We start from the raw sequence: 25,270 nt of genomic DNA on the forward strand, positions 1-25,270 counted from the left end.
AGGTCTGGCAATATCACCGTTAGAAGGGAAGGATTGTCCGAAACAAATCGCTCAGTTGCAGCAGAAAAATCAATTCTCTAATCTTGGGGTCAAGGCCAGGTTTGGTTGAGCGTTGTGCTATGGCATCTTGCAGTTGGGCGTATTCAGCGGCACTAAGTGGCTTGCCATCAAGAGGCGATCGCGCTTCAATAATAATCTCAGTTCTCAACACCTCTTCCGGTACATCCTCCGGAGGTGGTAAACACCAAGCTGGTCTAACTAGAAGTATAGCGATAGTTAATTCTAGGCCAATTCCTAACAATTTCAACAATTTAGCCATGACCAACAGGATTGAGTCGTTAATCAAATCCTATCTCAACCGATTCACGAGTGGGTGTGGCGTCTGGATTTATAAGCTTGGCTGTGTGATTTATTTACAGGGATTTCCATTGATGGGATTGGCCTACGGCCACGCTACCTGAGCGCACACTTTGCGCATTTGTTTCCTGTTTTGGTCTAACCTGAGGGTGATGGCTAGGGTTATGGGTTTTCTCAGGGGTTTGTTTGTGATTTTTACTAATAATTCCTAGGGTATCACAAATCCCCGTCTGTCGCTAACTAAGGATTCCTCCTGAATCTGAGCTGATGCTAAGATAGTTGCGTTCTAGCATCATCTTTCTAGCTAGTAATAACTGCTACCAAGTTAATCCTGGTTAGCAGCGCTTCTTGAGTTAGCTGACCAGCCTAAGACCTCAGAGGTCTAGGTTACTGGTAAGGGTTAAGGTTCCTAGCTTAGGGTCAAATATCCACTTCTTTGCTCTAGAACTAGGTCTTTAAACGGGGAGGAATCTACCGCCAGTAACTTTAGCATGGGCATTGGTTACGTCTTGCTTCAACGGCAAAGGATAGGCATTGTCACGGGCTCAAACCCCGAAACAGTTAAGAACTGCACCTGTTCTGGTTCACCATCAGAAAGTCAGTCAGTAGTCTCGGCCATCAGATAGTTTTCCTGCCCTGATTAAAAGTTACCGGTTTGCCATAGGTGTTTCCAATAACTAAGGAGTTTTTTATGAATGCTGTTCCTCCCTCTGCTCGCACTCAAAGAAATCGGTCTCAGCAATCATTGGCTATTTCAAAAGACAAACGTTCCAGGATAGCACGACCTCCCACACATACTATGATGTCACCGAAAAACCCTAAGCCAAAGGTTGAAAACCTGAGTGTTTTGCAGCAGCAAACACCATTTTTGTTGAAAGCCTTACTATTATTAAAACGTGGCTCAGATCTAGTAACATTTACACTAATTGCTACTGCGGTCACGGTTTATTCTTGGACAGTTTACAGCCAGCAACAATGGAGCCAAGAGTATCGTAAGCTAGAGGAGCTGCAAAGAGATGAGCGCAATATGACAGCAACAACGGAAGTGATCAAAGATCAACTCGCTCAACAGGCTGAAAATCCAGCTACAGGGCTGGTTACTCCCAATCCAAGTAATACAATTTTTATGAAACGAGCTCCTGAACGTCCTCAGCGCCAGCCATTTACCGCTTTCACCAAACCTCCTGAGCCAAAACCCAAGAAAATAACACCCCTGGGTTACTAGTTTTGTGCCTAGGCATAGGGTCTAATGTGATAGACTAGAGATGGTAGGGAAGATAAATTAAGAGCTAACCGCCACCTGCCAACTAAAAGCAAGACTTTTTGTATTGTTCCGGCGCGGAGGGGCATCCCGTGTCGTTAATAAAGCTTACCGAGTAACCGTTCGCGCAGCGTCGGCGAAAGCCGATACCTTTGGGTGGTGTTGGTAAGAAGCCCGCACTGTGCCGATAGGCCAGTGTCGGGAGTATGTCACTTAAGTGTGTCTGTTTAAGTATATTTATTTAGGTATATTTGTTAAACAATGATAGTCACGTAAACCCCTATGAAACCCGGTAAGTCACTGGGAAACAACCGTTTGAGACTGCTAATGATATGGGTAATAATGATGGCAGGCGGCAGTGGGCTGTTGCTAAATTTATACCGTTTGCAAGTTTCAGAGGGATCGTCCCTAGAGGAAAAAGCACGGCGGCAGCAAATGGTATATATGCGGCCGTTTGTACCTCGCCGTCCTATTGTTGACCGGAAGGGGAATGTTTTAGCCATCGACCGACCTGTCTATACATTGTATGCTCACCCGAAGTTGTTCAAAAAATCCTTACAGGAAATTGCTGCTTTGCTGGCTCCGATGATCAAAAAAACACCAACAGATTTGGAGGAGCGGTTCGGTAAACGCAAGAGTGGTATTCGCTTGGGCAATACGATCCCAGAAGCGATCGCTGACCAAATTTCTCGGTTGAACTTAGATGGTTTAGAGTTGATTCGACAATACTCCCGCTTTTATCCCCAAAATGAATTGGCATCGGATGTGGTGGGTTATGTAAACATTTTCGATCATCGGGGTCAAGCGGGTCTAGAATACACCCAAGAAAAGTTCCTAGAACGGGAGATCCGAAACATCCGACTGAGCCGTGCTGGGAATGGAGCCTTGATGCCAGGTCATGTGCCAGAAGGATTCATGCACCTTGATGACCTGCGGCTACAACTAACTATCGATACTCGCCTGCAACGAGCGGCTCGCTCTGCCCTCAAGCAAACCATCAAGAAGTTTAATGCAGAGCGTGGCAGTATCATAGTGATGAATGTACACAATGGTTCCTTGTTAGCCCTAGTTTGTGAGCCAACCTACAACCCCAATCAGTACTCCAAATTCGATGTGAGTTTGTTTAAAAATTGGGCGCTGTCAGACTTGTATGAGCCTGGTTCTACATTCAAACCCCTAAACGTTGCGATCGCATTAGAAACTGGTACCATTACAGCCCAAAGCTTGTTCAACGACACTGGCAAGATTCAAATTGGCGAATGGCCGATTCTCAACCATGACTATAAATCAGTAGGCGCTCGGGGCATGATCAATCCCAGCAAGATTCTGCAACATTCCAGCAATGTGGGCATGGTGCGGATGATCAGAAAGATGAAACCTGAGGTTTACTATGACTGGTTAGAGAAGCTAGGCTTAAAGCAAAAAGTAGGAATTGAGTTACCAGCTGAGACCGCTGGACAGCTCAAAAGTAAGTACAAGTTTAAAGTTTCGCCAATTGAACCAGCTACGGCTTCCTTTGGTCAAGGTTTTTCCTTAACCCCAATTCAGCTAACTCAGATGCTAGGTGCCCTTGCCAATGGTGGTAAGCTAGTGACTCCCCATGTGGTTCGGGGATTGTTTGACACCAAAGGGAATCCCCACTGGCAACCACGGCGTCCGGTACCGAGACGAGTATTTTCCCCCAACACTACTCGGACAGTGGTGGAAATGATGGAAACTGTAGTAACCGATGGTTCTGGAAAGGCATCCCGCATTCCTGGTTATCGGATTGCTGGTAAGACCGGTACGGCTCAGAAAGCCAGTCCTACTGGCGGCTATTACAGCGATGCCAAGATAACTAGCTTTGTGGGAATTTTGCCCGTAGAATCTCCCCGCTATGTAATCTTAGCAGTAGTCGATGAACCCCAAGGCATTGCCTTTGGTTCTACCGTAGCTGCACCATTAGTCAAATCAGTTATAGAAGCACTGATTTCCATTGAGCGAATTCCACCATCATCTCAAAACTTCCGCCAGTAGGTAAACTCTGTCTCTATCCTGCTCCGAAGTTCCCTACTCCCTACTCCCTACTCCCTACTCCCTACTCCCTCCAGGGCGAAGTACCTCACTCAATTGATAAATGCTAGAGAATTCAAGCTCTAGTTTGACTTGTCCGCACCTGTGCTAATAACTGATCAGTGTTAGTTGCTGCTGGTTTACAACTAAGTCCCTGACAAACTAAACCAATAACTGAATCTGGCAGATGGGTATCTAATTGATAAACACTGACGGGGAAATACCCACAGATCAGGGAGGTAAGTTGGTCAGCGCCAGCGCGAATCAGAGTGCAATTGCGGTACCAATCTAAAGCAGTAAATATACTGGGACAGGATTGAGGGGATTTGTTGAGCACGCTACTAAATGCTTTCAAGGCTTGCTCTGCTCGGTCAAGGTATCGGAGATCTTCAGTAAGTAAAGCCAGACGTACTAGGTTTGCGATCGCTACCCCATTGGCAGATGGTGTGGCATTATCGGTATAACTACGCTCGTGTACTAACAGTTGATCACTAGCATCACTGGCAGCATTATAGTAACCACCATTATCGACACTCCACAGCAATTCATCAAACTCCTCCTGAACCTTAATAGCTTTCTCTAGCCAACTGGCCGGTGACAGGTTGGTCGGTTGCAGGTTGGTCGGTTGAAGGTTGGTCGGTTGAAGGTTGGTCGGTGGCAGGTTTGAACGTTCAACTGTTGTTTGCGTAGCGTGGCCTTTTGGCCAAGGTTGTTTAACTGGTGAAGCGTGTTCTACTGACAAACTTGCCTGATGTAAATCCAGTAGAGCTTTGATAAACAAGGCATAATCCTCAGACTGAGCCAGCACTGCCGGTTGACCATCATAGTTTAGTCGGTGGAATCGTCCTGCTACCCATTGATTGTTGAGGATGAATTGAGCAGCAACTGTTGCTAGTTGCCAATAGTCCGGTTCATGGAACACACTATAGCCTCGCCCTAGACCAGAAATCATTAAGCTATTCCAGGCAACAATCATTTTGGTGTCTGTTACTGGTGGAATTCTACCGAGCCAGTTCCGGGTTTTTGCCTCTTGATTAGTCTTGGCTGGTGGAAAGGTTTCCAGAAGATCCGGTTTGGCACCATAACGTGCTTCAAACAGTTTAGCCAAAGCAGCTTCAGTGTTCTGGGAAAACTGATCTGGGTAACGGCGCTGCAACACATTCTTGCCTTCAAAGTTGCCCTCTTTGGTGAGAGTAAATTCCTCCTCAATTGCTTTCAACTCCGATGGGGTTAGCAGTTGTTCTAGTTCTGAATAACTCCAGACATAAAACGCCCCTTCTTCAGGTTCAGTGTCTGCTGGGGTCGCGAAATTATCTGCATCTTGAGCAGCATAAAAGAAACCTTCTGGAGCGGTCATTTCGCGCTTGAGCCATTGAACTGTTCCTGCGATCGCTCGTTTAAAAGCGGCTTCCTGAATCCCTGCACTCCACAAATCTACCAAGTACTCCATAATCTGCCCATTGTCATAGAGCATTTTTTCAAAGTGGGGTACTGTCCAAGTGGGGTCAACTGTGTAGCGATGAAAACCCCCAGCGACATGATCGTAAATACCGCCCTGAGCTAAGTCTAATCCCCGCTTTGCACAAGCCTGCTCTGGGTTATACTCCGATGCCCAATCAAAGCGAGTAACCCGTAGTGCCATACTCGCATAGGGAATCATGGGGAAACGTGGACCTGGATTGAGAGCATTAACGACACCCACACTAACTTGACCACCGATAAAGAGCAAATCATCACCAAGCTGCTCTGATTCGGGTAGTACTGCTGCCTGTTGGAGGTATCCCAGGATGTCTTCTTTGAAAGTGTTAAGCTTGCCTTTTTCTAAATCATAGAAGCGACGAATTGATTGGAGCAACTGCAAAAACCCCGGTCGTCCGTAGCGTGGTTCCAGTGGGAAGTAGGTACCTCCATAAAAGGGTACCAAGTCATCGGGTGTCAGGAAAATATTAAGGGGCCAGCCTCCTTGACCTGTCATCATCTGCAATGCTAGCATGTAAATGCTATCAATATCCGGCCTTTCTTCCCGGTCTAGCTTAATCGGAAGAAAATTAGCATTCATATACTCGGCAATTGCCTGATTGGAAAACGCTTCGCCCTCCATCACCGTACACCAGTGGCAGCTAGAGTAACCGATAGACAGGAAAATTGGCCTATCTTGTTTTTTAGCTGTTAATAGCGCTTCTTCACACCAAGGCCACCAATCGATCGGATTTTCAGCATGCTTACGTAGATAAAGGCTTTGGGATTCGGCAAGGCGGTTAGTCATGACAGCTTCAGTAGTCGCTTCACCTTAAGTCTACCTTGGTGAGTACTGAATAATTCAGGTATTTGTGGTTAGTTATTTGTCGTTATTCCTTTATGATTCACTCTTTGTTCTTAGGGTTGTTAAAAATCACCAATCACCAATGACCAATCACTATGAAACTTTGGTTTCCTCAAGAGTATTACCGAAGTAATAATGATAGTAATCATAGGCTCTGGTTGTGTAACCTTTTAAACCATTAGCAACTATACCCAATACTGTGCTATGAGCAATTCTCAATTCCGAGAGAGCTTCTTTAAACAAAACTTGGTTAGCTTTACCTAAACCTACGACCATCAATATCCCATCGGTATTAGGCTCCAGAAGTCTTGCATCCGCCAGACCAAGTAGGGGAGGGGTATCAAAAATTACCAGCTCAAACCGCTCTTTGAGATATTGAACTAAATTCTGCATCTTTGGGGAATTGAGAAGTCGGGTGGGGTCGGTGGAAATTTGACCAGCAGTTAGGACACAGAGATTTTCCTCCAGAGGCGATCGCTGAATCACATCATCAACCTTGATTTCGCTAGAAAGAACATCGCTCAGTCCCCACAAATTAGGTAAATCCATTTTTTGATGAATCTGAGGAAAGCGCAGATTAGCATCCACCAGTAAAACCTTTTGCCCCATTGCTGCTGCTGCCAGGGCTAAAAATATAGCTGTAGTGGATTTACCATCTGCTGGTTCAGCAGAACTTACCACTATAGCGCTAATGGGTTTCTCAGAATACAGACATTGGAGATTAACTTGAAGAGAGCGAAAGGCCTCTAAAACAGGAGAAATCTGGTAACTACCAGATCCCACGCCGAGTTGTGGAGCTGAGGCTTCCGGCTCAGGTATTATGCCCACACCAGTAACGGTATTGGATTTCTGGAGTTCTTTGTTAAAGGGGATTGTGCCTAATATTGGTAAGCGAGTATACTCTTTTATATCGTCGGTGCTGTTCAGTAAGTGATGTAACTTTTCTGCTAAAAACCCAGCTGTGGCACCTGCAACTATCCCTGCTACTGCACTTAGGAGCAAAGTATCAGGCAAATTGGGGGATATTGGTTTTTGAGGTTGTTGCGGCTCGACAATTGTCTGCCAAGGGATGCTGGTTTTAGCTGACTCAAGTTCCAAAGTTTCCCGAACTGACTCAAAGCGGTTGAGGCTTTCTGTTGCTACCTCAATCTTCTGCTTGAGTTCTGTATATCGATTGGCAATCACAGCTAGTTGTTTGAGTTGTTCACTCATCAGACTTTCCCCTTTAGTGATGGCGGCCTGGCGCATCTCTAAAACCTTGATTTGGTTCGCCGTCTCTACTAGCTGCTGAATCAAATTGAGGCGAAGTGTACTTGAAGAAGCCGATTGAGGATTGCCACCAAACTCCTGAATACGGCTAGTCATCACCCTTTCTGCTTCCTGACTTAACAGGGGGAGTAAATTTTGCTGTTGTTGCCTTAATCCGTCAAAGGTAGATTGGTTTTCCTTGAATTGTGCCAAATCCAACACCATCTGACTTTCTAGGTTAGAAAGTTGGCTGAGCAATTGTTGATAACGGGGTGTTTCTATAAGCTTAGCTACTGCTTCCGCTTGCTGTGACGATAGCCCCAACTGACCTTTGAGTTTCCCATACAGTATAATCGTTTCTCGGAGCTGAGTTTGGGTAGCTTTTCTGTGTTCGACAATAGCATTGACCCGATTTGTCAACAGTTGACCCTGAAGTTGTGGATTAATCAGGTTGTACTTCTGCTGGAGTTGCTGGAGTTGTAGCTGGAGCTGATTAATTTGCCCTTGTATTTTAGGCTGCTGATTCGAGACAAATTGAATGCCTTGTCTGATGCTAGCCTGTTGTTGTTGCTTAGAGTACTCGATGTATCCGAGAGCAACCTTTTCCAAAACAAATTGAATTCTTTCCGGGTCTGAATCTTGGTAGGCAACTTCTAAAATTTTGGTTTCTCGCAGTCGGGATACCATGATTCCTTCCCGGAGAGTATGATAGTTTATTTCTGGATATTGGGTTTGAATTTGCTCCACAATCTCAGACATAACCTGAGGAGAGCTTAATACCTGAATTTGAGTGTCATAGTCGAAACTTTTAGTTGGAGCAGCAATGCTATTTACCCCGGGTTTGCCCTGCAACTCCAACGGGTTTTCACCAGATATGGGTTCGAGTAACAGCTGGAATTTGCCTTCATAGATCGGAACTGCACTTAAGGTTTTGGCAATAATTCCCGATGTCACAGTAAGGGCCACCCCTGCCATCAAGACAGCTCGACGACGAGCAGCAGCTAATATACGACGCAGATCGAGTTTGCTGGCTTCCAAGTCATAGGCTCCCCCCGTTAGTTGTGGAGAAGATCGATACTGCTGTTGACCACTATGGTTAGATAGGGACGGCTTATAAGCTCCTTGGGAACCCATAATTCAAGTTCTTCTTGGTACTTGGGGATTGGGAATTGGAGATTGGATAACTGGTAGGATGCATAAACCCTAGTTACATGATAGTTACAGCAACAGAGGCAATGATGAACGCGGTTGATTGTGATCAGTATCGATTAGCCCGAAGGGCTACGCTACGCGAACAGCAATAACCTTTAATTTTCCTTGCTTGAAGGTGAAAACAAGAAAGTTCATGTAATATCATTCCTCAGCAAGAGGCGATCGCCAACAAAATAGAGGATATCCAATTTACCAAACTTTCCCAATTTACAGATACAAGAGTTATGCCACCCATCAGGATGAATAGGATTAACGAAAAAGGCAAAAGGAATAGTAGCGTCCTAACTTTATCCTTTAACCTTTGAGATCTATCCTGATTGCCAGGGAATGAATGTGCCCAATAGATTTCAGGCACTAGTTGTTGCCAAATTCTCGGATTTTGCTTCCAGCAAGCTCTTATAGAGCTGACTCAGCTGATGGGCAACACCATTCCAGCTAAACATATGTTCTACCCTTGCTCTTGCCCCTAAACCAAGTTGATTTTTCCAGTCGTGATCCGAGAGAATCCGGTCGATAGCAGCCGCAAAAGCACTAGCATCTTTGGGTGGTGCCAGTAAGCCAGTTTCTTCAGATACAACGGTAAACTGAAGACCACCGACATCACTAGCTACTACAGGGGTGCCACTAGCCATGGCTTCGATGGCAACTAAACCAAAAGGTTCGTAGTGACTTGGTACTATGCAAACATCAGCTGCAGCATAATAAGCTGGCAGTAGTTCATCAGCAATGCGTCCAGGAAATGTAGTGATAGTTTGCAGTTCCAATTCAGCTACAATCCCTTCAATGCGATCGCGTTCCATACCATCTTTCTCTCCGGGACGAGAACCACCACCAATAATCAGCTTTAAGTTAGCATCACCCCGTAACTGGGAGCAACCAACAGCTCGAACTAGGGTTTCAATGCCCTTGCGTTCGTCAAACCTTCCCAGGTAAAAGATGATTTTGTTTTCAGGGCTTTGCCCAAGTTTTTGCCGTGCTTCTAAGCGGTTAATCTTGCCAAATCTGTCAATGTCGGTGCCACAGGGAATAATATCAATGTCGCCCTTACTTGAAACTAGCGTACGCATGTGTTCTTCTTCTTGGGGAGATGTAGCAACAATGCGTTCTGATGTTTCTAGCACTGCTTTTTCTATCTCCAAGCGAGTAGCAGCAATCTTCGGAATTGTTTCTACTGACTCGTATTTAACTGCGCCTAGGGAGTGATAGGTGTGAACTTGAATGAGCGATGCAGCGCGGTCTTGGGGAGGCAGCGCGGTCTTGGGGGTTCCCCCCATGAGCGACTGCCGTTGGTTTCCCCCACTCGCTATTGCATCAAGAAGGGATTGACGCTTCTTCCACTCCATACCTACCCAAGCTGAAAGCCAGTAGTTTGTATGTACTATTGAGTAGTCAATGCCTGATTGCTCCTGAAACTCAAGCAATTGGCTTAAAAACTCACCACAGTATTCAAAAATCTCCTGCCGTGGCACAAATGCTTTTGGACCAGCAGTTAGGCGAATAGTGCGACAACCTGGAGTATGTTCAACAATTGTGGCTTGATTGGAACTGGAGAGGCGAGTAAACATATCGACCTGCCACCCTTGCTTAGCAAGAGCTTCACCCACTTGGCGCACATACACATTCTGTCCTCCAGCTTCTTCCTTACCGATTTCTATCGCTGGATCTCCGTGAACGGAGATCAGAGCAATGTGCTGTGTATTTTTCGTATTCATAGGCTTTTTTGATGTTGGAGCTTACAGAAGGTTTTCAGGTATGGGGAGTCTGACCTCTATCCGGCTAAACCCTCAGCGTCGAGCTTTTACACACTCACTTAACAAATTTTAACCTCTCAGGTGTGCTTAACACATCAGTGAACAGAAGTAAATTTTTAACAATTTATTTATATAAATTATAACTTAAGTGGGGACATTATATGGTATAATTTAATATTCAAGATGCTTCTGGGCTTTCACCCACGTATTAGGCTGAATCTCCCTCACTTAAAAATAGTAGATCTCTCAGCGATGCAGGGCGGTCTTGGGGAGGCAGAGGTGCGACCCGTGGCGAATTTAATTACGGGTCAAACGCACCATTACGGTCTTGGGGGTTCCCCCCACTCGCGCTTTGCCGTGGTTTCCCCCACTCGCGCTTTGCATCAAGACAGAGATTGGGAGAGTCCGAGAGTCATCATAAATTTTCGTATTGCATTTTCCTATTGCAGTGGTGTGAGCGATCGCTCATGGTTTCTAATCAGAAAATTTACATTACTAGCAGTTGACAACATCAAAAATGTGCTATTATGGATTGACACCACCTTGGAGAGGTGGCTGAGTGGTCGAAAGCGGCAGATTGCTAATCTGTTGATAGGTTCAGGCCTATCCGAGGGTTCGAATCCCTCCCTCTCCGTTGAGTATCATCAACTAACTTGCAAAAATCTACTTTTGGCAAAAATCCAACTTTCCTTGCTTGGGGAAGCAGTCTACCTAGATCCTTGTAAAAAAGGAGGGATAAGATGGGTCATTACTGAATCTTATCCCTCCTTTGCTTATATAGCAGTCGCCAGGGCAGTTAGGACATCGACATTAGTCTCACACCCTTTGTAAGCGATGCAGAGGTGCGACCCGTGGCGAATTTAATTCGCCAAGGTCAAGCGCACCATTACGGTCTTGGGGGTTTCCCCCACTCGCGCTTTGCATCAAGAAGCGCAAGAGTTTGACTTCTGACTTCTGACTTCTGACTTCTGACTTCTGACTTCTGACTTCTGACTTCTGACTTCTGACTTCTGACTTCTGACTTCTGACTTCTGCTATATTTGTCCCTTTTCTACTTGCCAAAGTTAGAGAAGCTATAACCAATGCCAAAGGAAATTCCGAGATCTGCGGCACCATCAACAAAAATTCCAGTAGTTAAGGCAGCATTGGCCACAAAATTGGGTCCAAATGGCCAATCAACACCACCAGTAACGATTAAACCCACATTGTTGTCATCACCTGTAGAAAAAGCCAAACCACCACCAGCGAAAGCTGAGTAAGTAGGCGGCTCAAACGGTTCATCCTGGAAAATAAAGTTGTAAGTAGCTGGGATCACAAAGGTAGCATCATCATTGATTAGTATGCTAGGACGAACTGATAAGGTGGGGGATAAATCATATTTGCCGTTAATCATAAAGCCACCTCGACCAATATTGGTGCCATCATCAGTAAAACCGATATGACCGCCAATTCCAACATAGTTTCCAACCCCAAGGCTGTTGCCAGTAGGATCAATATTTCTCTGAGCTACAGGGGTGCCTACTTCATAGGAGATGGCTGGTGAGGTGTCAGAGGTGGCTTGATCTAGTTGTATTTTTAGAGCTGCCACAGATGTAGCTAAAGTCCCTGGTCTCGGTGGAGCTACCACAGGATTATTAAACTCTTGAGAAGGTGTTTGGTATTCCTCAGTGATCGGTTCTAGCTCTTGTTTGGGGGGATCAGCAGGATACTCCTGGATAGTTTCTAAATTGGCTAATGGTACCTGCTTCTGTCTGACTGTATAGTCAGCAATTGGTGCAACTGAGCCATTGAATTGGGAGCGGTTGACTAATTCACTAGGAGACCCTACCGACTTACTGGCACGAACCGCTGCTCCTATCCTGTCCAATTGCCCTAAACGGGAATTAGCTCGATGGTCAGTGATAGTGTTGAGATTCCCTGATGGCAGACTAGTTGGTCTGAATATATTTTTAGGAGTTTGTGTAGTTTCCGGATTAAATCGATTAGGGTCAACTGTGATGGTGGAAGTTGCTGCTAATTGCTCAGGTCTGACGGCTGCTGCTGTCTGGGTAAATTGCTTTACCGATGAATTATAGCGAGGTGTTTCAGCAGTAGCAGACAGCTGGTAACTGACCATCGTCAATACTGCCATACTCAGTTGGATCGAAAGGGTCTTAGGAAAATTACTCTTCACACTCACTCCTCAAAAACTACTTGGTGACTGGTTAGGGGTAACAAACTTAGCAGTTAGCCAAAAGCTAAAAGTTATAGTTCTTGGTCAGTAACTTGTAGCTGCTAGTCACATCAGATCAGGTCAGGTACTCAAAAATTTGAACCCTATCCTAGGATAGTCTACTCATCCCTTGAACTTTACCAGATACAAAGAGCAGAATAACCTCATTTTGGCTTTTAGTTTTGCCCTGCGTAAACATCACTAACACAGGACTTAGGCATCTACACCTGTAAAACCTCTGCAATTCTCTATTTCCGGTTGCCCGATCGGAAATTACCGATTGGCGTTGGCCCCTGATTTTTCCTCTGAGTGGGGTAAGTCCACTTGCCAGCTCCTGAGGCGCTCGATCAGAGTAATTTGATCATGAGGCAGTTAGGGAAAGGTGGCTCTTGGGGCAACGGTTGATTTCGCTGCTTAATCTTCCTAGTTGTTTATCCTTCTAGAAAAGGACCATAATCTGAGTGTGAGTTCCCGCTTCCTATACTATGGTTTTGCTTGAGCAATTACGAGCCAATGATTTGGAATACTACTGTCTTGCTAATCTCAACCTCTATGATTCGCCCAACTGTAAGCGTTTAACAACACAAGCAGCTACGGGAAGGCACTTGTGGGTCAAGTCTGTCCCACCTGTCGGTAATGCCTTAGAAGTATGTCTGTGCGAAGATAACTATTCTGGTTGGTTGCCTGTGTCGGATTTGGCTCTACTGGACATAGCTAACACTCCTTATCGCCCCATTTCTCTGTCTCCAGCTCAAATCCAAGCACGAATAAAAGCGGTGATTGGGTTTACTAAAGCAGCAATGCACCAAAATCCCTACTACCTTTGGGGGGGTACAGTAGCTCCCAACTATGACTGTTCAGGGTTGATGCAAGCAGCGTTTGCAGCATCGGGGATTTGGTTACCCAGAGATTCCTATCAGCAAGCAGCTTTCACCCAAACCATTAGAATGGAGGAATTACAACCAGGAGATTTGGTCTTTTTCGCTACCGCCCAAAAAGTGAACCATGTAGGATTGTATCTAGGTGATGGTGATTACATTCATAGTTCGGGTATTGATCATGGTCGTAATGGGATTGCAATTGACCAGCTTTCAGAACAAGGGGATGAGATAACAAAGTATTATTACCGACAGCGCTACGGAGCTGGGCGAGTTGTGGCAAGTTATCAGCCCTAGTCACCTAGCCCAATTATCTAGCCCAATTATCTAGCACAGTTATCTAGGACGGTACTGCTCGAAGAGAACATGCCAATCAGGCTTACTGTAAAGCTCTCAGCAGGGCTTCAGGGCAAAAGACTAAAAAATATTACCACAAAATGTCCTCAAAATTTCCTTTCCTTAGAGAAATCTTCTGAGCTTTCTAAAATACTCCTGCTGATGATCTTGTGATTATACTGATTATTGAGGGAAGACTGTGGGTAGATGTATCCCTAGCTTATCTGTAGAATTTCTGACGGATCGAGCCCAGCAATGAACACCACTCAGTCTCACATAAAAAGTACTGAAACAATGGCAGAGGCAGAGTCCGCCCTAAAGATCTTGTTTTCTTTATCACTTGATCTATTATGCACCTTTGGTCAAAACGGATATTTTCAACAACTCAATCCGATTTGGGAAAAGGTTCTAGGTTGGACTTGCTCCCAATTGCGATCGCGACCTTGGATTGAGTGGATTTATCCAGAAGATCGGGAAGTTACTCTCAATGCCCTTCGTGATTGTGGTCAAGGAAAACTAGTCGAATACCGGAATAGAATTTACCACAAAGATGGTAGCTTGCGTTGGCTGGCTTGGAGAATTTCACAGGATGAACAGGGTCTTTTCTATGCTGTTGCTAAAGATATCACTAGCATTAAAGAGCTAAAATCTGGATTGGACGATGGTAACTCTACTGGCTCCTATGAAGGTAGTAAGGGCTGTGAAAATCTGAATCGAGATCAGCAAAACTTCAAAAATTACTTTGCTCTATTAACCGAATGGCTTTATCGCTATGAAGCGGTTAGTAAAATCAGTGGTCAGTTGCTCTACGAATGGAATACCCAGACAAATGAATTGATTTGGGGTCACAATATTGAACAAGTATTGGGTTATTACCCAGGAGAACTCACCAACACTAGGCAAGGGTGGGATGAATTAATTTATCCTGATGATTTAGAACGATACCGACACACCATAGAACGGGTGATTGTCACTAAGGAGCCTATTCATCTTGAGTATCGGATCCGTAAGAAGGATGGCACATACATCACGGTTGAGAACAAAGGACAGTTTTACCTAGATAGTTCGGGTAATCTCAATCGTGTGCTGGGGTTAATTGTTGACATCACGGAGCGCAAACAGGCAGAAGAGGCATTACGCCTGAGCGAAAAAAGATTTCGCCTAGCAGTGGATAATTTCCCCGGTACATTTATGATCTATGATGCCCAGCGGCGGCTCCAGTTTATCAATCAACAAGGCGTTAAGCTTACTGGAGTGTCTGATTCACCACTACTGGGTCACACTGACGAGGAAATCTATCCACCTGTATTTAAGGATATCTATGTGAAACTGCTACAAAAGGCTGTGGAAACCCGTACACCACAAGTCGAAGAACTTACTCTGACTTTGCCAGAGGTTGGTGAACTCACTGTCCTTGCTACCTATATTCCCCTGCTAAATGAGCAAGGAAATATTTATCAAGTTATCGGGATTATCCAAGATACTACCCAGCGCAAGCAGGCAGAGGTAGAACTACGCCAAGCCTATCAGCAATTGAGACTAAATACAGCAGCGGCTTTAGACGAGAAAGATGCCCAATTTGGAAGGGTGTTTGATGAAGCACCTATCGGAATGTCACTTTCAGATTTGGATTATCAGTTTATTCAGGTGAATCGGGCTTTTTATGAAATGCTCGAATACACCAAGTCTGAACTAATGGCTCTCAATGGTTTGGCAATTACTCATCCTGAAGACCTAGAAAAAGCCAAGCCTTATATTAAGCAGGTCATACAAGGAGAAATTGATAGTTTTAAGTTAGAAATACGTTACCTAAAAAAGAATCAAGATACCCTCTGGGGTAATTTAACCATGATGGCTATGCGAGATCAAGCAGGAGAAATCCTGTGTATTTTGAGCATGGTTGAAGACATTACAGAACGCAAGCAGGCAGAGGAGGCGGTGCGACACAGTGAAGAACGATTTCGTGCCATCATTGAAGATCAAACTGAACTGATCTGTCGGTTGAAACTTGATGGCACCCTAACGTTTGTCAATGATGCTTACTGCCGCTATTTTGGCAAAGACCGATCTGAATTAGTAGGGCAAGTATTTTTGCCAAAAATGCCTCCGGAAGACGAAGACATTGTGACCCGGAACTTCCGTTCTCTTTCTGTAGAGAATCCGATCAACACTTACGAACACCGAGTTCTTCTCGACTCTGGAGAAATTCGCTGGCAGCAGTGGAGTGATCGAGCTATGTTTGATGAACATGGCCACTTTATAGAATGCCAGGCGGTGGGAAGGGATATCACTGAACTCAAGCAAGCAGAAGCAGATATTCGTAAGGCATTGGCTAAGGAAAAAGAACTCGGTCAACTCCGCTCAGGTTTCGTTTCATTAGTTTCTCACGAGTTTCGTACGCCCCTGACTACCATTCAATCTTCTGCTCAAATGCTGCAACGCTATGAGCAAAAATTGTCCGCTGAGAAAAAACTGAAGCACCATGATAAAATCCAGCATGCTGTGCTCCGGATGACTCAACTTTTGGATGATGTTCTAACCATTGGGAAAGCCGATGCCGGGAAACTCAAGTTTGAGCCAGAACCCATGGATTTAGTTGCTTTGTGTCAGGACATACTCGAAAATATCAAAATTAACCTGGGTTTTAACCATAACCTGATATTCCTTAGTCATGGTAGTTGCCAAGATGTCCTAATCGATGAAAGACTTTTGAGTCATGTCGTTAACAATTTGCTCTTAAATGCCATTAAGTATTCTCCAGAAGGAGGTACTATCAAATTTGAACTCAATTGCAATTCTTCGACCGCAGTAATCCAGGTCCAAGATCAGGGGATCGGTATTCCTAAAAAAGACCAATATCAACTATTTGAGTCCTTTGAAAGAGCAAGTAATGTTGGCAGCATCCCTGGGACTGGACTGGGTTTAGCAATTGTCAAAAAATGTTTAGACTTGCACGAGGGTACAATTGCTGTAAACAGTGAAGTTGGGGTGGGAACTACATTTACGGTTACCCTACCGCTGCACTTTGCTACGAACCCAAATAATTAATAATATCAAATCCGGTTAATCACTTCTACAATAGTTGATCGGCTTTAGTTAATTGTTAATTATTGATAATGAATACATAATTAAAGTCTTCTGTATTCCTAATTCTCAGTTCGGTTGACAATCAACGCTCAACAATGACCCCTCAGCTTTCTATCAAATTCTTGCAAGTTCAGGAAACTAGCAAGTCTACTGGTTCCACTCCCAGTTATCGCCTTGACAGCTATATTGCCCAACAAACACCTGACTTGTCTCGCTCTCGTATCCAGAAGCTGATTGAACAAGGCAACGTGCAAGTGAATGATCACGTGTGTATCTCAAAAAAAGCTAAAGTTCAGCTAGGCGATCGGATCTCCTTAACCATTCCTGACCCCAAACCCCTGGAATTACAACCGGAAGTCATCCCCTTAGACATTCTTTATGAAGATGACGTTCTGATTATTATCAATAAACCTGCTGGTTTGGTAGTTCATCCCGCACCTGGCCATGAAAGTGGTACTCTTGTCAATGCCCTTTTAGCCCACTGCCCTAAACTTACAGGTATTGGTGGTGTTCAGCGTCCAGGGATTGTCCACCGCTTGGATAAGGATACAACTGGTGCAATTGCGATCGCAAAAACTGACCAGGCTCATGGACATCTACAAGCCCAACTCCAAGCCAAAACTGCTCAAAGACAATATTTAGGTGTAGTCTACGGTGCTCCGTCTGCTGAGTCTGGCACCATTAACCAACCGATTGGACGGCATCCTGTAGACCGCAAGAAAATGGCTGTCGTGCCAGTAGAAAAAGGGGGACGCCCAGCTATTACCCATTGGCAAGTCCGAGAACGACTGGGCAACTATACCCTCATGCATTTCCAATTAGAAACTGGTCGCACCCACCAAATTCGTGTCCACAGTAGCTATATTGGTCATCCCATTGTTGGAGATCCCGTTTACAGCAGTGCTCGTTCTGTCGGTGTTAATCTACCGGGTCAAGCACTTCACGCTTGGCGACTACAACTACAGCATCCCGTTTCTGGGGAGTGGATTGAGTTTGTTGCCCCTCCCCCCCTAGCTTTGATCAAACTCTTAGACGTGCTACGACTTCGCTTCAGCTAGTTCCTTGTTCTGAGCCCGATATGGCACTAAGGATTCGTAGTCGATGTTCACAGCTGACACTCGTGGGATAGGGTTGCCTTGGGGAGACAGCTCCCGTGCCATGCCCATATACAGAGACGGATCCCCTTCCTTGGCCTTCTTGTCTTGTGGGACATAACTGCGCACCTGGTTCTGCCAAATGATTTGTGGGAAGCCCAGTACTGCACGGTAGTATTCGTTGTAACGTGGAGATTTGATGTTGAATGGTGTTTCACCCTGAGGGCGACCGGGAAGCACTCGACGCCGTTGATAGGGGACGGTGTTGTACCCAAAATTCTCCATGTACTCTTCGCTGTCGAGCAGTTGATCGACGAAGCCTTGGATACCCTTTGTTGCAATTACAATTGACCAGGCTAATTTTTCCCTTTCGCCATAGATATCACGTCCAAGCACCCGCTGCACGCACTGCTCTACAACGCGATAGTTGCTGTTTTTGTCATAGAAACTGGTCTTGAAGGTTTCAGAAAGCAACAACCCACGAATGAAGTCCCGCACTGTGATCTGACCGAAGCGGAGTTGGGACTCCAGGAACGGTTCACGATCCGAAGCAAAGGCATGGAAGAAGATCTGACGGTATCCTGCCTCGATTAGGGCATCCATGTCTCCGGGAGAGAGCAAGTTTTCAGTGGAATAAATTCTGGGTTGCTCTTCTCCTGGTATCTCATACCCATCTATGCGCGCATTCTGCGTCACAGGGGCGTAGCCTAGTAAAGGAATAGCCACGTTTTTATCTCCGTATTCTTAGAAAATCTTACAAACCTTAATCAAATATATAATGAATCCTGTGTCAGTCTATAAAAAAATTATATTTTAATCGATATCTTAATTTCTAAAGCGACTACTGATAGCCGGGACAGCAGTCAATCCTCAATCATCAATCGTCATGGGTTAATCAACTAACCCTCTTCTTGCTTTTGTGATTACTCTGTGTGATTACTCTGTGTGTCCCCCTTTAACTTAATCACCTTAATCAGTAATAGGTTATTAATTTTGATTAATTAAAACGTTAATCAAAGCAATAATTTTTAATATTTTTTAAAATAGCCCGAAAGAATTAGACCAAAGAATTAGAGAATAGCCTATCGCTCCTAGCCTCCATACCCGTACCAAAAAGACAGTGGATTAGTCTTGGATGGACACTCAGGCCAATCCCGTAAGTAAGTTTCCAGATCTACCTGCCAGCGTGGCGGTTTTAATCCCAGACCCAAACAGAGATGGGAAATGACCTCAAAAAAACGCTGATCGTGACCAGGGGCACCTAAATGAGCATGGGCATATTCATGGATGACAATACTCAACCAATCAGACCGTGCAATGCGTCCGACATCAATTAAGATCACCGCCGGAGTGGCTAAGATGTTGCAAAAGCCATCAATTCCAAACTTTTCCCCTAAAGGGCTTGCCAAAATCCGCATTGGGCGGCATACGGAATGATGATAGCAGCTATGACAGGCTTCTAGGCAAGTCTGGAGTTCAGCATTAATGGCATCAATGTGATTGCCAATCCAGGTATAAATGCGATCGCGTTCTTTAACATTATCAGTGATCTCTACCATACTTGGGTCTAAAGCCAACTGACCCACAGCATTCAGATACTGGTAGCCCCGGATTAACGGATCATCGCTGATGGTGGAATCACCAGCCCAAGATTGAATAATACTCTTCCTTTGGCAAGACATTTTGTTGTTGTTGAGATGTCACGCCAATATTAGCCCCAGTATTAGCGCCAGCACTAGCCCCATTATCTAGATTAGAGTCAATCCGGGTTTCGATACAAAATGATGCGCTGCTAAATCCACCAAAACGTTTCACTATACTTGTACGCATCCGCCGAGATGGAGTGATAAACGAGAAACGCTCATGAGCACTCATAGTTTCATATTCAGTAATCAGCACTAGCCCATCTTGAGCATCCATCTGATAAAGACCAGCCACTGGCATGGTTTCCGCGTAACCTTTTTCCCGCAATAACTTCCCCTGTCTAGGAGAGTCCCGATCTGGAACCACCACCATCACCGTCGAGTCTTTGTGACCCTCATCAGTCGGATCCCAAGCCATTGTGCCCTGCCAACTGACCAAAGCTCCACCTGCTGCCAAACTCGGATTAATCTTATGAAGCTCACACAGCTCAATGACTTGGGGATGATCAGCCTCTAAGGTAGCTACATTGATGTCCAACTCTCCCTTCTCTGCTTGTCGGAAGGCTAGGTGGTGGGTTGTGCGTTGCGATCGCCAGTTGCCAGCACTGAGCTGGAAAAATTCCATGGCATCAATAATTGGATCCATATTATGGTATTTGGTTTACCGAGTTTTTACTTAAATTTTACTTAAGCTTGAATTTTTGCATATTCCTGAGATTTTTCCAAACCAGCCATCCATGCCCAAGCTATCAGGACTTCCGCTGGTACGCTACATATACTGATACTAAATGGGATTGTGCCACTATATAGGTGGGTTTGGCCTCAGGTTTTGGGTAATATCATGTCCGAATAATTACTCTTAATCAAAATCTTCCCATCTCCCCATCAATATTTATTTATTATCGGTATTCAAAGAGCTAAGTCCGTCAGACATACAGGCACAAGGGCAAATCATCGCTTTCCGGATTTTTATTACAATTTGTATCTTTGATTACTTATTGCTTGACAGAATCGACAGTATTCTATAAGTGTGCTAGATTGATTAACAACGGCCAAAAAAAAGAGCAGTCGGAACACTCGTCCGTCTGCCCTAATCAACGTATTTAAGCTTAGGAGTAAACCTATGGAAACGCCTGGGAAGCTAAGTTTGGAGCAACAGTTCCAGATGAAAATCTACCAAGACCAAGTCAAGCTCTTGAGCCAGGAGGAGGCTCAGTCCTATCTCTTGGAAGTTTTGCGTCAAATGATGGTTAAGGAGAATCTATTCCGCCATCTACTCAAAAACGCTTAACTTTTAATTAGCTGCGAAGGTTTCACTTTGCTTGACTTGTTTTAAGGGGTGCGTCAGTCGTACCTACATTCTACGAATCTACACTGGCATGGGAACGCCTATAATCTAAACCTTCGCTGCTGATCTGAACCTGCTAATAGCCATCGTAGCGCTTCAACCCTGGCTGGGCTACTACTAGATAATAATAGTGTATTTTAGCAATTTCGACTTACGTAAGAACATATAGATACTCAGGGAATTAGATACTTAGGTAATTAGATAGTCAAGGAATGCTTACCAAGACCCCTTGGCTGTTAATGGTTTAAATTTACAATCTTGAATTTAAAATATTATCTTTACAATCCGTACTAGCTTGCATAGTGCTCACCTTAAGCTTCTTCCGAATTGTAGCACACATGATAGGATTAGTGGTGATTGATTTTTACCTCACTTGCCATTATCCCCCCTTTCAGGTCAATCAGCACTTAGGCAAAATGGGTCAACAAACCCACTGAGCTAGTCGAGCTTATAGCCCACAGAGAGATTCATCAACCTGGCCAAGAGCCAAGCTAAGCACTGCCCACCCTAGATCTTTGGTGGGCAGAGATGTAGGGTGGGCAGTGCATTAGACCGATTCATCAACCTGGTGATAGCCAAGCTAAGCACTGCCCACCCTACCATTAATCCCTAGGAACCATTAGTAATTCTCCTGAGATCCTGGCAAGAGGGGGATTTGCGCCAAGAGTTAGCCCAGGCCTCCGGGGTGGTAGGGAAAGCCGTGAGAATAACGGTACCATCAGGGCCAATCAGCCAACCCTGAGCTTCTACAATTCGCCGCCTGGGACGCTTTCGAGCCGACTCCTCCCTAGCAGCAGGAGTGATCTGACTCTGATCATTTTCTGTTGCCGAGTTATCTATGGTCACCCAATCTGCTATCACCGTCTGGCTGATGATTGGGTCAAGGGGACTCGGAGGTAAGCCACCCCGTCCAGTAATAATGAATTCATCCCCTTTGGAACTGTTTGATCCTACTTTGACATTGTCGGTGCAGCTAGCGGCAATCAGTGTAGATGGATCAACTACAGTAGTGGGGAGTTCTACTAAACCATGAGAGGGATTAACCCCAAGGATGTTGATTTGTATGTCACCGTCTACACCACGCTCAGAACTGGCGATGATATCACTCAAGTTGGTTAGTTGATCCGGAAAGTTGAACCCAAAGATCCCTTCAGCGGTAAGTGTAATATTACCCCCCATGCCCTCAAAGGCATTAGCGGTGATGTCGCTATTTTCTTCCAGGAAGGCCACAATTAAATCAGCATTAATGGTGATATCGCCACCATCTCCTGGTTGGTCTTCGGTACCGGCGCTGGTGGTGATTTGACTACCGTTGCGCAATAGTAATAAATCCTGTAGGGTCAGAGTAATATTGCCACCGTCTCCGCTAACGGTTTCAGTAGAGATATTACTTTCTTCAAGGAAGATAGAGTCAGCCTCTACCAAGATGTCACTAGCATTTCCTTGGCCAGAACTACTAGCAGTCACTTGAGCATTATTGGTTAAGGAGAGCGAGCTTCCCCGAATGATGATGTTAGGGTCTTGGTTTTCTTGAGAGTTAACAACTGCTCTTTCCTCTACAGCTGTAGTAATTCTGCTGTCTGAGAGGGAAATGGAGTTGGCATTGAGTGTGATTGTTCCTATTTTGCCAGTAGTTTCGGTAGTACTTAGAATCTCACTATTGTTTTCTAGGGAGATGGAGTCAACATTAATTATTATTATTCCAGCATCCCCAGTACTGTTATCAATCGTTCTGGTACCAATAGTACTGCCTTCTCTGAGCACAAGTGAGTCAGCAGTAATGGTTATTTTTCCAGCATCCCCACTGCTATTGTCTTGAGTCTCGCTGCCAATACCATTGCGCTGACCTTCCAACAATAAAGAACCGGCGGTGATGGTGATCTCTCCAGCATTGCCAGTACTGTTATTTCTAGTGTTGGTACCAATACCACTTTGTTCTCTGAACACAACTGAGTCAGCAGTAATGGTTATTTTTCCAGCATTGCCCTTGCCTTCAGTATCGCTACCCAAACCACTACTATTTTCGATAACTATAGAACCAGCGTCGATGATAACTTGTCCAGCATTCCCCTCTATGGTTTGTCCAGCATTATCCTGACAGGAATCAGTTAAACAAGCATTGCTACTGATACCAGCGTTTCTGATCAGGGATATAGAGTCAGCGGTAACTTCTACTTGACCAGCATCCCCCTTACCTTTTGTCCTACTACCAATCCCCGCCTCTTCTATGGTAAGGGTACCTGTTTGAACGATAACGTTTCCAGCATTTCCATTATCCCCAGAGGTGAGGCTATTGATTCCAGCACTTTTGAGGGATATGGATTCACCACTGATCACGGTGATTGGTGGGGCCTGATCGCTACGGTTGTTATTTCTGTTGATTCCGAAACTTTCCAATGCGATCGCACCAGCCGCAGTAATGGTGACTGCTCCTCCGCCAGTATCAATGCTCCCATCCATTAATTCCACATCACCACTACCGGAGTTGTCACTATCCGCTTCCAGGACTAGATTCAGGAAACCACTGTTGGCCTTAATATCAAACTTTTTGAGACTAATATCATTGGCCGCTTGCAAACTTAGAGTGACTTCACCGTCTGTAGTTTTGGTAATCCCAAAGTCATCTGCAGTGATATTTCCTTCCTGAGTGCCTGTGTTTCCAGTAGTGATGGTGACATTGGTGCCACCATTGAGTTGAGCTTCAAACAAGCCAACTTGATCTCCTAATACCGTTACTTTGCCGCCGGTTTGTCCTGGAGCGAGGTTGGCAGCGCTTAGGGTACCAGAGATCATCACCGTTCCTGGCTCAAGTGGCACTACAGTACCGGAATCGGTAAGTGTTACCTGACCGTCACTGGAAACTGTTACGCCAGTGTCATGGTCCAAACTACTCAAAAATTCAGTGACAGAGGCCGGAGCGGATGGTGTTAATGGCACCTTTGGGGTGGATAGTGTCAAAATCTGTCCAGCTTGCCCCAATTGCACTAAGGTTTCAGCAGGGACCGCTAATATATTAATCTCACCCCCTGGTGCTAGGATTTGCCCATTGCTAATCACACTCCCACCCACTAAGGTGACATTCTGTCCCTGTCCCACAGCTAAATTGCCAGCATTTACGATTGGCTGAGGCGGATTCTGGCCATACTGCAATCCGGGAGTAATGTTAATGGTTAACAGGGGTGGTTCTTCGGGATTGGTAGCACTAAACTCGGTGCCATTGCCAAAGACTATACTATTAGCTGTACTTCCTACAAAGGAACCGGCTACATCCAATTGGGAATTGGCTCCAAAAACAATGCCATTAGGATTGAGCAAAAACAAGTTAGCGGCACCATCTACTCCTAGGGTTCCGAAGATCTTGGAGATGTTACTACCGGTTACTCGGCCCAGAATATTATTGATGCCAGCGGGATTGGCAAAGTAAACCCGCTGCAAGTCCCCAACATTAAAATCAGAAAAGCTATGGAATAGGTTATCCCCTCTGGTTGCTCCACCTTCAATCAAGTCAGCGGGAAGTCCTTTGACCTCTACATTTGGTTTAACAACAGTTGGGTTATCCCCCAAGGTATGATCCGGAACAATCTGAGCCAGAGCGGGATCGGCTGAATGGGTAATCCCATAGTATCCACTCAGACTTATGCCACCAAAAATTACTAGCGAGTGCAATATTTTCATTAGATTTAGCCTCCTATAGGTAAACTTAGGAGTAATCTAAGTAAATATGCTCCGAGTTGAATTATTTTGATCAGATAATTAAGTTTTAATGACTTAATTACTATTGTGCCGCCATAGCTCTAGCGCGATTAGTTTCAATCATTTGCTCCAGCATTTCCCTAGAAACACAGCGGCGTTCAGAGCAATAAGTCATGAGATTGATACCATTCATCATGCGCACAGTGCTGACTCGCACACGAAAATCATCGGTGACAAACCAACAACGTTCTTGACCCTGATTGTTTTGATAATTGGTATCAATGGTGAGGATGCCGTCTTTGCCAAACCAATACCGACTCACTACCGGAATACTTTCCACATAGCCCTGGTCTCGAATCAATTTACCACTAAGCTTAGTTTCATCGTCTGGAACATCAATCAGAATTGCGGCATATTTGGAATTTGGTTCCCGGTCATCTAAATTGATTTGCCACATAAAGCTCGCTCCCCCCATCGCCTGGCTTGGGTCAATGCTTTGGAGGTCACACACGGCTTTGACTTTAGGGTTATCTTTTTCGATGACTTGAACAATCAGATTGGATTCTCCGGATTCATCGGCAGCGTTATCAAAGTGATGAACTGTGCGTTGAGTAAACCACTTGCCCTCGCTTTTGCGAAAGAAGTCCATCATGGTCATGGGTGGCTTGAGTCGCATTTTTGCTTGAACCTCCTATTAGTGATAGATGGGTAGAGCTAGCCCCTACCCTAGAAATAGTAATGGTTTTTAATATCCTGTGTTCCCACCAGAACGGTA

18 protein-coding genes and 1 tRNA gene are annotated in these 25,270 nt (G+C 45.0%); 8 read left to right on the forward strand and 11 right to left on the reverse strand.

Annotation, left to right across the window (positions count from 1 at the left end):
- Nucleotides 1-19 precede the first annotated feature (19 nt).
- Nucleotides 20-319, reverse strand: a complete 300-nt coding sequence (locus tag F6K63_RS02985; RefSeq protein WP_008183222.1) for a hypothetical protein — start codon at nucleotides 317-319, stop codon at nucleotides 20-22.
- On the opposite strand from F6K63_RS02985, the gene F6K63_RS02990 reads away from it, so the two are divergent.
- From F6K63_RS02990 to F6K63_RS03000, 3 genes are all read left to right on the forward strand, one after another.
- Entirely contained in the window at nucleotides 318-461 is a 144-nt protein-coding gene (locus F6K63_RS02990; RefSeq protein ID WP_287248178.1) for a hypothetical protein, read from the forward strand. The genes F6K63_RS02985 and F6K63_RS02990 overlap by 2 nt on opposite strands.
- A gap of 587 nt (nucleotides 462-1,048) precedes the next feature.
- Nucleotides 1,049-1,582, forward strand: a complete 534-nt coding sequence (locus F6K63_RS02995; protein WP_008183217.1) for a hypothetical protein — start codon at nucleotides 1,049-1,051, stop codon at nucleotides 1,580-1,582.
- A 363-nt stretch (nucleotides 1,583-1,945) separates the two neighbouring features.
- Nucleotides 1,946-3,634, forward strand: coding sequence for a peptidoglycan D,D-transpeptidase FtsI family protein (locus F6K63_RS03000; protein ID WP_287310746.1), 1,689 nt, complete (start codon nucleotides 1,946-1,948; stop codon nucleotides 3,632-3,634).
- Between the two features lie 112 nt (nucleotides 3,635-3,746).
- Here the strand turns inward: F6K63_RS03000 and F6K63_RS03005 are convergent, their stop codons facing one another.
- From F6K63_RS03005 to F6K63_RS03015, 3 genes are all read right to left on the reverse strand, one after another.
- On the reverse strand, nucleotides 3,747-5,936 hold the full coding sequence (locus F6K63_RS03005) for a thioredoxin domain-containing protein (protein WP_287310748.1): 2,190 nt from the start codon (nucleotides 5,934-5,936) through the stop codon (nucleotides 3,747-3,749).
- 150 nt (nucleotides 5,937-6,086) lie between these two features.
- Nucleotides 6,087-8,375 (reverse strand): GumC family protein, encoded by a 2,289-nt coding sequence (locus F6K63_RS03010; RefSeq protein ID WP_287310750.1) that lies wholly within the window; start codon nucleotides 8,373-8,375, stop codon nucleotides 6,087-6,089.
- A 425-nt stretch (nucleotides 8,376-8,800) separates the two neighbouring features.
- Nucleotides 8,801-10,165: a glycosyltransferase gene (locus F6K63_RS03015; RefSeq protein WP_008183208.1), complete on the reverse strand. Its 1,365-nt coding sequence runs from the start codon at nucleotides 10,163-10,165 to the stop codon at nucleotides 8,801-8,803.
- A 584-nt stretch (nucleotides 10,166-10,749) separates the two neighbouring features.
- Here F6K63_RS03015 and F6K63_RS03020 point away from each other — a divergent pair.
- Nucleotides 10,750-10,838, forward strand: a tRNA-Ser gene (locus F6K63_RS03020).
- A gap of 182 nt (nucleotides 10,839-11,020) precedes the next feature.
- Here F6K63_RS03020 and F6K63_RS03025 read toward each other — a convergent pair.
- On the reverse strand, nucleotides 11,021-11,266 hold the full coding sequence (locus F6K63_RS03025; RefSeq protein WP_008183206.1) for a hypothetical protein: 246 nt from the start codon (nucleotides 11,264-11,266) through the stop codon (nucleotides 11,021-11,023).
- A complete protein-coding gene (locus F6K63_RS03030) occupies nucleotides 11,256-12,377 on the reverse strand; it encodes a hypothetical protein (RefSeq protein WP_131827235.1) in 1,122 nt (373 codons plus the stop codon). Before F6K63_RS03030 ends, F6K63_RS03025 begins: the two co-directional genes overlap by 11 nt.
- 524 nt (nucleotides 12,378-12,901) lie before the next feature.
- On the opposite strand from F6K63_RS03030, the gene F6K63_RS03035 reads away from it, so the two are divergent.
- From F6K63_RS03035 to F6K63_RS03045, 3 genes are all read left to right on the forward strand, one after another.
- Complete coding sequence (locus F6K63_RS03035) at nucleotides 12,902-13,591, forward strand: C40 family peptidase (protein ID WP_008183202.1); 690 nt, start codon at nucleotides 12,902-12,904, stop codon at nucleotides 13,589-13,591.
- Between the two features lie 294 nt (nucleotides 13,592-13,885).
- Nucleotides 13,886-16,678 (forward strand): PAS domain-containing sensor histidine kinase, encoded by a 2,793-nt coding sequence (locus F6K63_RS03040; protein WP_008183199.1) that lies wholly within the window; start codon nucleotides 13,886-13,888, stop codon nucleotides 16,676-16,678.
- Between the two features lie 134 nt (nucleotides 16,679-16,812).
- The gene (locus tag F6K63_RS03045; RefSeq protein ID WP_287310752.1) at nucleotides 16,813-17,775 is read left to right on the forward strand and encodes an RluA family pseudouridine synthase; all 963 of its coding nucleotides are present in this window, start codon (nucleotides 16,813-16,815) and stop codon (nucleotides 17,773-17,775) included.
- On the opposite strand, the gene F6K63_RS03050 is transcribed toward F6K63_RS03045, so the two are convergent.
- The 3 genes from F6K63_RS03050 to F6K63_RS03060 all read right to left on the reverse strand — a co-directional run bounded on the left by F6K63_RS03050 (nucleotide 17,755) and on the right by F6K63_RS03060 (nucleotide 20,100).
- Entirely contained in the window at nucleotides 17,755-18,537 is a 783-nt protein-coding gene (locus F6K63_RS03050; protein WP_287295466.1) for a phycobilisome rod-core linker polypeptide, read from the reverse strand. The genes F6K63_RS03045 and F6K63_RS03050 overlap by 21 nt on opposite strands.
- A gap of 365 nt (nucleotides 18,538-18,902) precedes the next feature.
- Nucleotides 18,903-19,493 carry a hypothetical protein gene (locus F6K63_RS03055; RefSeq protein ID WP_071106844.1) on the reverse strand — a complete coding sequence of 197 codons (591 nt, stop codon included), beginning with the start codon at nucleotides 19,491-19,493 and terminating at the stop codon, nucleotides 18,903-18,905.
- Nucleotides 19,450-20,100, reverse strand: coding sequence for a phycobiliprotein lyase (locus tag F6K63_RS03060; RefSeq protein ID WP_071106843.1), 651 nt, complete (start codon nucleotides 20,098-20,100; stop codon nucleotides 19,450-19,452). The genes F6K63_RS03055 and F6K63_RS03060 overlap by 44 nt, the downstream gene beginning before the upstream one ends.
- A 477-nt stretch (nucleotides 20,101-20,577) precedes the next feature.
- On the opposite strand from F6K63_RS03060, the gene F6K63_RS03065 reads away from it, so the two are divergent.
- A complete protein-coding gene (locus tag F6K63_RS03065) occupies nucleotides 20,578-20,745 on the forward strand; it encodes an NblA/ycf18 family protein (protein ID WP_008183188.1) in 168 nt (55 codons plus the stop codon).
- A 666-nt stretch (nucleotides 20,746-21,411) separates the two neighbouring features.
- Here F6K63_RS03065 and F6K63_RS03070 read toward each other — a convergent pair.
- Both F6K63_RS03070 and F6K63_RS03075 read right to left on the reverse strand, forming a co-directional pair.
- The gene (locus F6K63_RS03070) at nucleotides 21,412-24,477 is read right to left on the reverse strand and encodes a two-partner secretion domain-containing protein (RefSeq protein WP_287310754.1); all 3,066 of its coding nucleotides are present in this window, start codon (nucleotides 24,475-24,477) and stop codon (nucleotides 21,412-21,414) included.
- 100 nt (nucleotides 24,478-24,577) lie between these two features.
- Complete coding sequence (locus tag F6K63_RS03075) at nucleotides 24,578-25,171, reverse strand: phycobiliprotein lyase (protein ID WP_287248201.1); 594 nt, start codon at nucleotides 25,169-25,171, stop codon at nucleotides 24,578-24,580.
- Nucleotides 25,172-25,270: the final 99 nt, after the last annotated feature.

This window comes from Moorena sp. SIO1G6 (assembly GCF_010672795.1).
Lineage (GTDB): Bacteria > Cyanobacteriota > Cyanobacteriia > Cyanobacteriales > Coleofasciculaceae > Moorena > Moorena producens.

What these genes read in the sequence shown, in the direction of transcription:
- F6K63_RS02990 (WP_287248178.1), top strand. Translation starts at nt 318, where the DNA reads ATGACCAACAGGATTGAGTCGTTAATCAAATCCTATCTCAACCGATTC.
- F6K63_RS02985 (WP_008183222.1), bottom strand. Translation starts at nt 319, where the DNA reads ATGGCTAAATTGTTGAAATTGTTAGGAATTGGCCTAGAATTAACTATC.
- F6K63_RS02995 (WP_008183217.1), top strand. Translation starts at nt 1,049, where the DNA reads ATGAATGCTGTTCCTCCCTCTGCTCGCACTCAAAGAAATCGGTCTCAG.
- F6K63_RS03000 (WP_287310746.1), top strand. Translation starts at nt 1,946, where the DNA reads ATGATATGGGTAATAATGATGGCAGGCGGCAGTGGGCTGTTGCTAAAT.
- F6K63_RS03005 (WP_287310748.1), bottom strand. Translation starts at nt 5,936, where the DNA reads ATGACTAACCGCCTTGCCGAATCCCAAAGCCTTTATCTACGTAAGCAT.
- F6K63_RS03010 (WP_287310750.1), bottom strand. Translation starts at nt 8,375, where the DNA reads ATGGGTTCCCAAGGAGCTTATAAGCCGTCCCTATCTAACCATAGTGGT.
- F6K63_RS03015 (WP_008183208.1), bottom strand. Translation starts at nt 10,165, where the DNA reads ATGAATACGAAAAATACACAGCACATTGCTCTGATCTCCGTTCACGGA.
- F6K63_RS03035 (WP_008183202.1), top strand. Translation starts at nt 12,902, where the DNA reads ATGGTTTTGCTTGAGCAATTACGAGCCAATGATTTGGAATACTACTGT.
- F6K63_RS03040 (WP_008183199.1), top strand. Translation starts at nt 13,886, where the DNA reads ATGAACACCACTCAGTCTCACATAAAAAGTACTGAAACAATGGCAGAG.
- F6K63_RS03045 (WP_287310752.1), top strand. Translation starts at nt 16,813, where the DNA reads ATGACCCCTCAGCTTTCTATCAAATTCTTGCAAGTTCAGGAAACTAGC.
- F6K63_RS03055 (WP_071106844.1), bottom strand. Translation starts at nt 19,493, where the DNA reads ATGTCTTGCCAAAGGAAGAGTATTATTCAATCTTGGGCTGGTGATTCC.
- F6K63_RS03060 (WP_071106843.1), bottom strand. Translation starts at nt 20,100, where the DNA reads ATGGATCCAATTATTGATGCCATGGAATTTTTCCAGCTCAGTGCTGGC.
- F6K63_RS03065 (WP_008183188.1), top strand. Translation starts at nt 20,578, where the DNA reads ATGGAAACGCCTGGGAAGCTAAGTTTGGAGCAACAGTTCCAGATGAAA.
- F6K63_RS03070 (WP_287310754.1), bottom strand. Translation starts at nt 24,477, where the DNA reads ATGAAAATATTGCACTCGCTAGTAATTTTTGGTGGCATAAGTCTGAGT.
- F6K63_RS03075 (WP_287248201.1), bottom strand. Translation starts at nt 25,171, where the DNA reads ATGCGACTCAAGCCACCCATGACCATGATGGACTTCTTTCGCAAAAGC.